Here is a 10341-nt window from a genome sequence, read left to right on the forward strand (position 1 = left end):
GTGGCCAGTGACGGTGTCATGAAGGACCGCACGATCAAGGTGTCGAACAACAAACCCAGCGCGATCGTCGTACCCACCTGGGCCATCACCATCAGCGGGCTGAACGCGAACGTGGCCATGGTCGCGGCGAACACCAGACCGGCGGAGGTCACCACCGAGCCCGAACCGGCCATGGCCCGGATGGTGCCCGTTTTGAGCCCGGCGTGGATTTCCTCCTTGAACCGCGATATCAGCAGCAGGTTGTAGTCCGAGCCCACCGCCAGCAGCAGGATGATCGCCATGGCCAGCACCATCCAGTGCAACTTCAGGCCCAGGATGTACTGCCATAGGAGCACGGAGAGTCCGAATGAGGCGCCCAGTGACAGCAACACCGTACCGACGATCACAACGGCCGCCACGACGCTTCGGGTGATCACCAGCATGATGATGAAAATCAATGTGGCTGCGGCGATTCCGGCGATCATCAGGTCGATGTTGGAGCCGTCGTGCATGTCCTTGTACGTCGCGGCGGTACCGCCGAGGTAGACCTTGGAACCCTCCCAGGGCGTGCCCTTGATCGCCTCGTGCACGGCCTGCTTGATCGGTTCGATGTGGCTGATGCCTTCAGGACTCGCCGGGTCGCCCTCATGGGAGATGATCAACCGGACGGCGTGCCCATCCGGCGAGATGAACTGTTTGAGACCCCGTGCGAAATCCGGGCTCTTGAACGCCTCCGGCGGAAGGTAGAACGTGTCGTCGTTCTTGGCCTTGTCGAAGGCATCGCCTTGGGCGGTGGCGTTGTCGGACTGCGCTTTCGCCTGTTCGTTGAGACCCATCATGGTTGCGTAGTTCGACATGACGGTGTCGAGGTTGCGCTGCTGACTCTCGATCTGCGGCGGTATCAGCGCCACCAGCTTCGGCTGGATCTGATCCAACTTGTCCAGATTCGCGCTGAGGTCCACGATGTTCTGAGCCACCTGGTCGATGCCGTCGAGCGCGTTGAAGACCGACCGTAGCGCCCAGCAGACCGGAATGTCGTAGCAGTGCCTCTCCCAGTAGAAGAAGCTGCGGATCGGCCGGAAAAAGTCGTCGAAGTTGGCGATGTCGTCGCGCAGTGCCTCGGTGATCCTCACGGTTTCCTTGGTGAGCCTGGTGGTTTCGTGTGTCGTGTTACTGAGGTCCTGGGTCACCTGCATCTGCTCATGCAGCGTTGCCATCGTCTTGCGCAACTCGTCCGCCTGCTTGAGCAGGTTGTTCGCCTGTTCGTCTTGATAGTGCTGGGTCTGGATCCGCCCTGCGGCTTGTGCACTCATCTGAAATCCGAGGGTGCTGTGGTCGAGCGGCGTGCCCAACGGCCGGGTGATCGTCTGCACCCGGCCGATACCGGGGATGTGGAAGACCGCCTTGGCGACCTTGTCCAGGACCAGGAAATCGGCCGGGTTGCGCAGGTCGTGATCGGTCTCGATCATCAACAGCTCAGGATTGAGCCGAGCCTGGTCGAAGTGCCGGTCCGCGGCGGCGTAACCGACATTGGCCGGGGTGTCTGCCGGCAGGAAGTGCCGATTGTCGTAGTCCGTCTTGTAACCGGGCAGGGCGAGCAGACCAACCAATGCGATCCCGATGGTCACCGCGAGAACCGGTGCGGGCCAGCGGACCACCGCGGTGCCGATGCGGCGCCACCCCTGGGTCTGCAGCTTGCGCTTCGGGTCGAGCAGCTTGAAGAACGACGCCACCGTCAGGACCGCCGGTGCCAGCGTCAAAGCCGCCAACACAGCGACCAGCATGCCGACCGCACACGGCACCCCCAGCGACTGGAAGTACGGCAGCCGGCAGAAGCTCAGGCAATACATCGCGCCTGCGATGGTCAGGCCCGATCCCAGCACGACATGCGCGGTGCTGTGGAACATGGTGTAGAACGCTTGTTCGCGGGTCTCGCCGAGACCGCGCGCCTCGTGGTAGCGGCCGACCACGAAGATCGCGTAGTCCGTCCCGGCGGCGATCGCCATCAGCACCAGCATGTTGTTGGCGAACGTGGAAAGCCCCATGACGCCGTAGTTACCGAGCGTCGCGACGACTCCTCGGGCCGCTGCCAGCTCGATGAACACCATGGCCAGCATGATCAGCATGGTGATCACCGACCGGTAGACGAACAGCAGCATCACCACGATCACCAAAAAAGTGACAAGCGTGACGACCGCTACGCCCTTCTCGCCCGCATGGGACTGATCGGCGAACAGCGGACCCGGGCCGGTGACGTATGCCTTGATCCCCGGCGGCGCGGGTACCGAGTCCACGATCTTGCGGAGGGCCAGGGCAGACTCGTTCGCCTGCCCGCCGCCCATGTTGCCGACGAGGTAGACCTGGACGTACGCGGCCTTCTGGTCGTGGCTCTGGGAACCCGCCGCCGTCAGCGGATCACTCCAGAAATCCTGCACATGCTGAACGTGATTCTTGTCTTGTTCGACGCGCCTGACGATCTCGTCGTAGTAGCGGTGCGCTTCGGCCCCGAGTGGCTTGTCGCCCTCCAGCAAGATCATGGCCGAGTTGTCGGAGTTGAACTCTTTGAACGTCGATCCGACCTTCATCGTCGACTGAAAGGACGCCGCGGCAGTCGGACTCATCGACACCGAGTGGGTTTTGGCGACGACCTCGAGCTGCGGCGCCACGGTGTTGGTGACGAACACGATGGCCAACCACACCAGAACGATCGGCAGGGCAAGCCGATGGATCATCCGCGGCAGGAACGGCGGGATCAGCGGCTGATCGACGCGCGGCGGAGCCTCGCCTGGCTCGCTCATGCGGACTTGTCCAAGCAGTAGACGAAGGGGTTCACGGTTTCGTTGGAATCCGAGCGATTCGGAGCCTTGATGACGTCACCGTGCCCGTCGTGGTTGTTCACCACGAACTGGCAGGCGATCCAACTGCCGTCGCCTTGCGCGATCAGGTTTGCCGGGATGCCGGGCTTCGTTGAACTCAAAATTATGCTCCAGGGCAAGGGCACGTTGAGGGCCTGCTGCGGATGGGAGTTCTCGTCGAGGTAGTTGATGGTCGCCGTGCTGCCCGGTGAGCCCCAGACCTCGAGCGTGATCGTCTTGGCGTTGAACTGGTCGAGCACCTCGCCCGAGGTGCCACCACCGAACGAGCCCTTGTGAACGCCGAAGACGCCGTGCAATCGGTATACGACGAATCCCGACACCGCGACGACAGCTGCGACCGTGAGCACCAACCAGAAACGTCCCAACAGCCCCTTTTTCTTGGCGCGCTGCGGAGCGACGCCTTTGCCCTCCCCGCCGGCGGAGCCCTGCTTCTTCAGCGGCTCGGTCCTTGCCTCAGTCGTCGTCATGGGCAGTCCAAGTCCTTCCCGTCTTCGCCCGGTTGGAGTTCGCCAAGCCATGGCTCCCCTGCCTCCTTGTTCATGGCTTCTCCGCGATGAGGCCGACGCACGTCGCGGTCAGCAGGCGGGTGAGGGCCGAGGCGAAGTCCAGATTCCATTCGGGCGGCACCACTTCCGGCTCCTCGGCGTAGGCGTCGGTGAGGCGCTCCGGCGGGTTGGCCACCTGCCATAGCGTGGCCGCCAGCGAGTACGCCGCCAGCAGGATGTCCAGCGACCCCGAGCGGCCGAGTTCCGGCAGCGCGTTCTCGATGGAATCGGCGAGAGAGAGCGTGGCGGCCGTGCTGATCCGCTTGACCTCGACCACCCTCTCGGCGTCCACCTCGTGCTCGAGGTGCAGGTGCAGGTTGGCCAGCAAGTCGCAGAACAGCGGGTCGTCGGCCAGGGCATCGGCCAGCGTCTCGGCGATTCGCGACGGCGACTTCGGGCCCGGCTTGGCCAACTTCTCGGACACGGTGGTCGACCAGCGCACCCACCCCTCTGCCGACAGGTGCAGCAGAACTTCCTTGTGCGAGCTGAAGTAGCGGCGGACCGCGGAGTAGTGGATGCCGGCCCGGCTGGCGACGGCGGTCAGGGTGACCGATGCGACGCCCGTCTCGAGCGCCAGCGAGCGCGCGGCTTCCACGAGTGCCTCCGCACGTTGGCGCTTCTTCTCCTCGGTGCGGGCGCGCTGGAAGGTGAGTTGCGCCACCGCCAGAGCGTAACGCACGTTGTGTGATTTGTATAACGCACGGGGCGTGATTTGCACCGTGCCACATTGAACCTTCCCGGCCGGGTAAAGGTGTATGTAGGTATGCACACCATCGCGCTCATCGGCTTCCTCGGCGGCCTCATCACCGGCATCTCGCCGTGCATCCTGCCGGTGCTGCCGGTGCTTCTGCTATCGGGCGCGGGCAGCACCCGGGGGCTCAGTGCCGCCGCGCGGCCCTACCTGGTGATCGCCGGCCTGGTGTGCAGCTTCTCGCTGGCCACGCTGGTCGGCTCCGGGCTGTTGACGGCGCTGCACCTGCCGCAGGACGCGATCCGGTGGGCGGCCCTGGTGGTGTTGGTGCTGATCGGCCTCGGGTTGATCTTCCCGCCCCTGCAGCACCTGATCGAGCGGCCGTTCGGCTACCTGCCGCAGCGGCAAATCGGCGCCAACGCAGACGGTTTCGGGCTCGGATTGACCCTGGGCGCGCTGTATGTGCCGTGCGCGGGCCCGGTGCTCGCGGCGATCGTGGTCGCCGGCGGCACGCAGACGATCGGGGCCGGCGCGTTGGTGCTGACCGGGACGTTCGCGCTGGGCAATGCGCTGCCGCTGCTGGCGTTCGCGCTGGCCGGGCGGCGCGTCGCCGAACGTGTCGCCGCGTTCCGCCGCCGCCAGCGCGCGATTCAGGTCGCCGGCGGGATCATGATGGTGGTGCTGGCCGTGGCGCTGGTCTTCAACCTCCCCGCGATGCTGCAGCGCGCGATCCCGGACTACACGACGGCGATGCAGAACGAGATCGGTGGCAACGAACTCCAGCGCACTCTCAACCCCGCCGCGGCGACGCCGCCGCCCGGGTCCGGCGGCTTGCGGCTGAGCCCGGCCGGGGTCAGCGCCAGCGGCGCGCTGACCAACTGCATGGACGGCGCCACCCAGTTGCAGCAGTGCGGCCCGGCACCGGCGGTCGGCGGGGTCACGGGGTGGCTCAACACCCCGGACGGCAAACCGCTCGACGAGGCGGCGGTGCGCGGCAAGGTGGTGCTGATCGACTTCTGGGCGTATTCGTGCATCAACTGCCAGCGGGCCATCCCGCACGTGGTCGATTGGTACAACCGGTACCACGACGCGGGGTTCGTCGTCATCGGGGTGCACACCCCCGAATACGCCTTCGAACGGGTGCCCGCCAACGTCGCCAGCGGCGCCGCCGCGTTGCACATCACCTACCCCGTCGCCCTGGACAACGACTACACCACCTGGAACAACTACCAAAACCTTTACTGGCCGGCCGAATACCTCATCGACGCGAACGGAACGGTCCGGCACACCAAATTCGGTGAAGGCGACTACGACGGCACCGAGAAGCTGATCCGCGAGCTGATCGCCGACGCCCGTCCCGGCGCCCGGCTGCCCGCGCCGACGCAGTCGCCGGACACCACGCCCCGGACCCGACTCACGCCCGAGACCTACCTCGGGATCGACCGGGCCCGAAACTACGGTGGCGCAGGCGATTACAAGTCGGGTGCGTTCGGCTACCCGCCGCAGTTGGCCGGCGACAGGTTCGCGCTGACCGGCCGGTGGAAGCTCGACGACCAGGGCGCCACCGCCGACAGCGACGACGCGGCCATCCGGCTGAACTACACCGCCAAGGACGTCTACGTCGTCGTCGGCGGGACGGGCACGCTCACGGTGACGCGGGACGGGACGACGACGACGACTCCGATCGGCGGGCCGCCCACCCTGCACCGGGTCGTGGCCGACCCGGAGGCGCGCAGCGACCAGCTCGACATGCGGGTCAGCCCTGGGCTGCAAGTCTTTTCGTTCACCTTCGGCTAGCCGGCGGGTTTCTTCCGCAGACTGCCCAGCATCGCGACGAGCACGCCGGCGATCGCCAGGGCCACGCCCGTGAGCAGCGCCAGGTTGAGCCACTGGTGCAGGCCCGCCTCCGCGTGGTCGACCATGACCTCGGCGATGCGGCGGACGTCGCCGGTGGTGTGGTTGAGCGCGGCATCGACGCGGCGGCCGGCGATCTCGATGCCCGCCCACCCGCCGGCGCCGACCAGCAGCGCGGAAACCCCCAGGCTCGTGAGCGCCTTGCCGCGGCGGCGGGTGGCGGCCAGCGTCAGCACGGCACAGATCACGCTCAGGGCCGCCGCGCCGACGCTGACCCACGGCCCCCAGGTGGCGAGCGGGCTGAGCTGCCCCGGCCGCAGCGAGCGCGGCGTCGACGCCGTCAGCGGAACGCTCAGCGTCGCAGGCACTTTCACGTTGTGGCTGCTCAGTATCCGCTGCAGCGAGGCGTCCTCGAGCATCGGTGCCACGTCGATCGCCCACGATCCACCGGCCCCGTCGGCGCTGAACAACCAGCGGTGCGCCGTCCGGTTCGCCCTGGCGAACAGCGCCGGAAACGCCGGCCCGGCCGTGAACGCGGCGGCGGCCTGGTGCAACTGCGCCGCGTCGACCGGCCGGCGTCCCCCGGTGCGATCCGCGATGAGCGCCATCGCGCGGTTGGTCAGCTCGTCCGCGGCCGCGGACTGCAGCGCGGGATCACCCGCGGCCCGCTGGGCCAGCGCGGCGTAGCCAGCCTCACTGACGACGTTGCACTGCAGCCACGCAGCCGGGATCGCCACGGCCAGCGAGACGGTCGTGGCCAGCCACAGCATCGCCCGCAAGACCGCGGCCACCAATCGCACGTCGCGAAAACCCAAGCCCTAGGGCGCGATTCCGCGCACGTACGCGGCCTGCCCCAGGTGTTGGGCGCAGTCGTCGATGATGCTCACCAACCGGGCACTGGCGGTCACCGGCGGGTCCCAGTTGGTGTCGACCACCCGCTGAAGTTCGGCGGCGGTCACGCCGGCGACGTACTCGAGGGTCAGCCTGTGCACCGCGTGGTAGTAGCCGGACAGCAGGTCAGCGGGCGCCTTGACCTTGCCGACCTGCTCCGGGCCGTGCCCGTAGCCGGTGTCGTTGCGCGGCAGGTCGAGCGCGAACCGGTCCGCCCAGCCGTCGCGCAGCCACACCTGCTCGACGCCGGCCACGTCGGCCAGCTGGATGTCCTGCACCCGCGCACTGTGCCAGAGCAACCAGGCGATGCTGTTGGCGTGCGGGGTGACTCGATAGTTGGCGACCTCGTCGGTCAACCCGTCGGCGATTCCGTCGACGTGTTCGATCAACCGGGTGAAGGCATCGCGGAGCAGTTCTTGGGCGGCGGAGTCGGGGCTGGAGGTGTTGGCCATACCCGCGACATTAGATCCTGGCACCACCCGCGGGCGCGGTCGTAGATTATTTGAATGACCTACGACCTCATCATCCGCAACGGCACCATCGTGGACGGGCTGGGCGGTGAGCCGTTCGTCGGCGACGTCGCGGTGCGAGACGGCGTCATCGCGGCGGTGGGCGCCGTCAACGGGGAAGCCGCACGCCGGGAGATCGACGCCACCGGGCTGCTGGTCACCCCGGGCTTCGTCGACCTGCACACCCACTACGACGGGCAGTCCATCTGGTCGGAACGCCTGACGCCGTCGTCGGCGCACGGGGTGACCACCGTGGTCATGGGCAACTGCGGGGTGGGCTTCGCCCCGTGCCGCCAGGAGGACCACGACGTGCTCGTCGACGTGATGGCCGGCGTCGAGGACATCCCCGGCGTCGTCATGACCGACGGCCTGCCCTGGACATGGGAGACGTTCCCCGAATACCTGGACGCGCTGGACGCCGGCCGGCGTGACATCGACGTCGCCGCGTACCTGCCGCACTCCCCGCTGCGGGTCTACGTGATGGGCGAGCGCGGCGCCAACCGCGAGCCGGCCACCGCCGAGGACCTCGCCAAGATGCGGGCACTGGCCAAGGAGGCGATCGAGGTCGGGGCGCTGGGCTTCGCGTCGTCCCGGTTGACCATCCACAAGACGGAAAGCGGTTCGCCCATCCCGAGTTACGACGCCGCGCGCGAGGAGATCGAGGAGATCGCCCGCGGTGTCGTCGACGGGGGCGGCGGCCTGCTGCAGTTCGTGCCGGACATCCCGGCCGGCGGCTACGAACCGGTGCTGCAGATGGTGTTCGACGTGGCCGAGGACGTCGGCCTGCCGCTCACGTTCACGCTCGTCGTCGCCAACGCCGGCGACCCGACCTGGCCGGACGCCATCACCATGATCGAGAAGGCCAACGCGGCGGGCGGTGACATCACCGCGCAGCTGCTTCCGCGTCCGATCGGGTTGATCATCGGGCTGCAGCTGTCCGCCAACCCGTTCGTGCTCTACCCGAGCTACCGGGAGATCGCCCACCTGCCGCTGGCCGAGCGGGTCGCCGAGATGCGCAAGCCGGAGGTGCGCGCCCGCATCCTGGCCGACAAGCCCGGCGTCGGTCATCCGATCCTGTACGTGGCGCAGATGTGGGACTGGATCTTCCCGCTGGGCGACAACCCGGACTACGAGCCGGACCCGTCGACCAGCGTCGGGGCGCGGGCCCGGGCCCGCGGCGTCGACCCCATGGAGGAGGCCTACGACCGGCTGCTCGACGACGACGGCCGCGCCATGCTGCTGGTGGCCACCAGCAACCTGCAGGGCAATTCGCTGGACACCGTCGGGGAGCTGCTGCACCGCGACGACGTGGTGCTGGGGCTCGGCGACGGCGGCGCGCACTACGGGATGATCTGCGACGCCAGCTACTCGACATACTTTCTTGCGCACTGGGCCCGCGACCGCAAGCGCGGGCGGTTCACCGTGCCGGAGGCCGTCCGCGAACTCACCTCGGTGCCGGCCCGCATCGCCGGGCTGGGCGACCGGGGCCGCATCGCAGTCGGGTACAAGGCCGACCTCAACGTCATCGATCACGCCGCGTTGCGGCTGCATAAACCGGTCATCGCCTACGACCTGCCGGCCGGCGGGCGGCGCCTGGACCAGACCGCCGACGGGTACGTCGCCACCGTCGTCGCCGGCGAAGTGATCGCGGAGAACGGCGTGCCGACCGACTCCCGTCCCGGCAAGTTGGTCCGCGGGCGGCAGCCCAGGCCAGCAGCCGCGCAATAACGCCACCAAAACGGCCAGATCCCGGGTAAGTTGAGCCGGTGACGAGCCCGCATTTTGCGTGGTTGCCGCCAGAAGTGAACTCGGCACGAATCCATTCGGGTCCCGGAGCCGGGCCGCTGCTTGCTGCCGCGGAAGCCTGGGACGGCCTTGCCGAGGACCTGGCATCGTCAGCCTCGTCGTTTTCTTCGGTCACGTCAAATCTCGCCAGCGGGTCCTGGCAGGGCCCGTCGTCGGCGGCGATGATGGCCCTCGCCACGCACTACGTGAGCTGGCTCAGCGCGGCGGCGGCGCAGGCGCAGGCGGTGTCCAGTCAGGCCTCCGCCGTCGCGGCCGCGTTCGAGGGCGCCCTGGCGGCGACGGTGCAGCCGGCGGTGGTCGCCGCCAATCGCGCACTCGCCCACGCGTTGTCGGCCACCAATCATCTGGGCCAGAACACCCCTGCGATCGCCGACATCGAGGCCGCCTACGACCAGATGTGGGCGTCGGACGTGGAAGCGATGTACGGCTACCACGCCGACGCGTCGGCGGCCGTGGAGAAGTTGGCACCCTGGCAGCAGGTTCTGCAGAACCTCGGTTTCCACTTCAGCAGCAGCGGCCAGCTCACCTTCGGCCTCCCGGCGGCGCGGGTTCCGCGCACGCTCTAGCGCCCCGCCCCCGCGCCTATCCTGGAGCACCATGCGCACGAAGAAGAGGGTGGACATCGAGCGGCTCGGGGCCGCTCTCCCCGACTACCCGTACGCTTACCTGGTCACCGTGGACGACGACTACCGCGTGCACACCGTGACGGTCGAGCCGCAGCTGCGCGACGCGACACTCGACGTCGGCCTCATCGGCGGCCGCACCCGGCAGAATCTGGCCCAGCGTCGCGACGTCACCCTGCTGTGGCCCCCGGGCGAGCCCGGCGGCTATTCGCTGATCGTCGACGGCACGGCCGAGGTGACCGAGGCCGGGGACGCGGTGCGCCTCGATGTGGTGCCTACCCGCGCGCTGCTGCACCGCGACGCCGACCCCGACTCGCCGGAGGCGGCCAAGGGCTGCCTGCACGACTGCGTGGTGTTCTCCCTGCCGGCCTAGGGTGCGCCACGGCGGTCGCCGAGTGTGGGCCCTGTGTACGTCCCCAGACCGGAATTCGTCCACAGCCCCCACACTCAACGCACGAAAAAGCCCGGCCCCCAGGGGGACCGGGCTCTTTCGTTGACTTTCTAGAAGTCCATGCCGCCCATGCCGCCGGTCGGGTCGCCCGCGGGAGCGGCCGCCTTCTCCGGCTT

Annotated in this window: 9 protein-coding genes; 4 read left to right on the forward strand and 5 right to left on the reverse strand. The window is 68.0% G+C overall.

What is annotated here, in order from left to right:
• From A9X04_RS17055 to A9X04_RS17065, 3 genes are all read right to left on the reverse strand, one after another.
• The coding region (locus A9X04_RS17055) for an RND family transporter (protein ID WP_067922760.1) at positions 1 to 2777 on the reverse strand (2777 nt) is incomplete at its 3' end.
• Complete coding sequence (locus A9X04_RS17060) at positions 2774 to 3322, reverse strand: MmpS family transport accessory protein (RefSeq protein WP_067922765.1); 549 nt, start codon at positions 3320 to 3322, stop codon at positions 2774 to 2776. The genes A9X04_RS17055 and A9X04_RS17060, both read right to left, overlap by 4 nt.
• A 70-nt stretch (positions 3323 to 3392) precedes the next feature.
• The gene (locus A9X04_RS17065; protein WP_102419974.1) at positions 3393 to 4079 is read right to left on the reverse strand and encodes a TetR family transcriptional regulator; all 687 of its coding nucleotides are present in this window, start codon (positions 4077 to 4079) and stop codon (positions 3393 to 3395) included.
• An 84-nt stretch (positions 4080 to 4163) separates the two neighbouring features.
• On the opposite strand from A9X04_RS17065, the gene A9X04_RS17070 reads away from it, so the two are divergent.
• The gene (locus tag A9X04_RS17070; RefSeq protein WP_067922768.1) at positions 4164 to 5888 is read left to right on the forward strand and encodes a cytochrome c biogenesis protein DipZ; all 1725 of its coding nucleotides are present in this window, start codon (positions 4164 to 4166) and stop codon (positions 5886 to 5888) included.
• Here the strand turns inward: A9X04_RS17070 and A9X04_RS17075 are convergent.
• Positions 5885 to 6745, reverse strand: a complete 861-nt coding sequence (locus A9X04_RS17075) for a hypothetical protein (protein ID WP_067922771.1) — start codon at positions 6743 to 6745, stop codon at positions 5885 to 5887. The two genes, A9X04_RS17070 and A9X04_RS17075, sit on opposite strands and share 4 nt — an antisense overlap.
• 18 nt (positions 6746 to 6763) lie before the next feature.
• On the reverse strand, positions 6764 to 7288 hold the full coding sequence (locus A9X04_RS17080; protein WP_067922774.1) for a mycothiol transferase: 525 nt from the start codon (positions 7286 to 7288) through the stop codon (positions 6764 to 6766).
• A 54-nt stretch (positions 7289 to 7342) separates the two neighbouring features.
• Here A9X04_RS17080 and A9X04_RS17085 point away from each other — a divergent pair, with 54 nt between their 5' ends.
• The 3 genes from A9X04_RS17085 to A9X04_RS17095 are packed head-to-tail and all read left to right on the forward strand — an operon-like array spanning position 7343 to position 10147.
• Positions 7343 to 9073 carry an amidohydrolase family protein gene (locus tag A9X04_RS17085; RefSeq protein WP_067922777.1) on the forward strand — a complete coding sequence of 577 codons (1731 nt, stop codon included), beginning with the start codon at positions 7343 to 7345 and terminating at the stop codon, positions 9071 to 9073.
• A 38-nt stretch (positions 9074 to 9111) separates the two neighbouring features.
• Entirely contained in the window at positions 9112 to 9717 is a 606-nt protein-coding gene (locus A9X04_RS17090) for a PPE family protein (protein WP_082972957.1), read from the forward strand.
• 31 nt (positions 9718 to 9748) lie between these two features.
• Entirely contained in the window at positions 9749 to 10147 is a 399-nt protein-coding gene (locus A9X04_RS17095) for a hypothetical protein (RefSeq protein WP_067922785.1), read from the forward strand.
• Positions 10148 to 10341: the final 194 nt, after the last annotated feature.

Source organism: Mycobacterium sp. E3247, assembly GCF_001667785.1.
In the GTDB taxonomy this organism is placed as follows: Bacteria; Actinomycetota; Actinomycetes; order Mycobacteriales; family Mycobacteriaceae; genus Mycobacterium.

Bases quoted from the DNA above. Each gene is read 5' to 3' on its own strand.
- A9X04_RS17085 (WP_067922777.1), top strand. From the start codon at position 7,343: ATGACCTACGACCTCATCATCCGCAACGGCACCATCGTGGACGGGCTG.
- A9X04_RS17070 (WP_067922768.1), top strand. From the start codon at position 4,164: ATGCACACCATCGCGCTCATCGGCTTCCTCGGCGGCCTCATCACCGGC.
- A9X04_RS17060 (WP_067922765.1), bottom strand. From the start codon at position 3,322: ATGACGACGACTGAGGCAAGGACCGAGCCGCTGAAGAAGCAGGGCTCC.
- A9X04_RS17095 (WP_067922785.1), top strand. From the start codon at position 9,749: ATGCGCACGAAGAAGAGGGTGGACATCGAGCGGCTCGGGGCCGCTCTC.
- A9X04_RS17080 (WP_067922774.1), bottom strand. From the start codon at position 7,288: ATGGCCAACACCTCCAGCCCCGACTCCGCCGCCCAAGAACTGCTCCGC.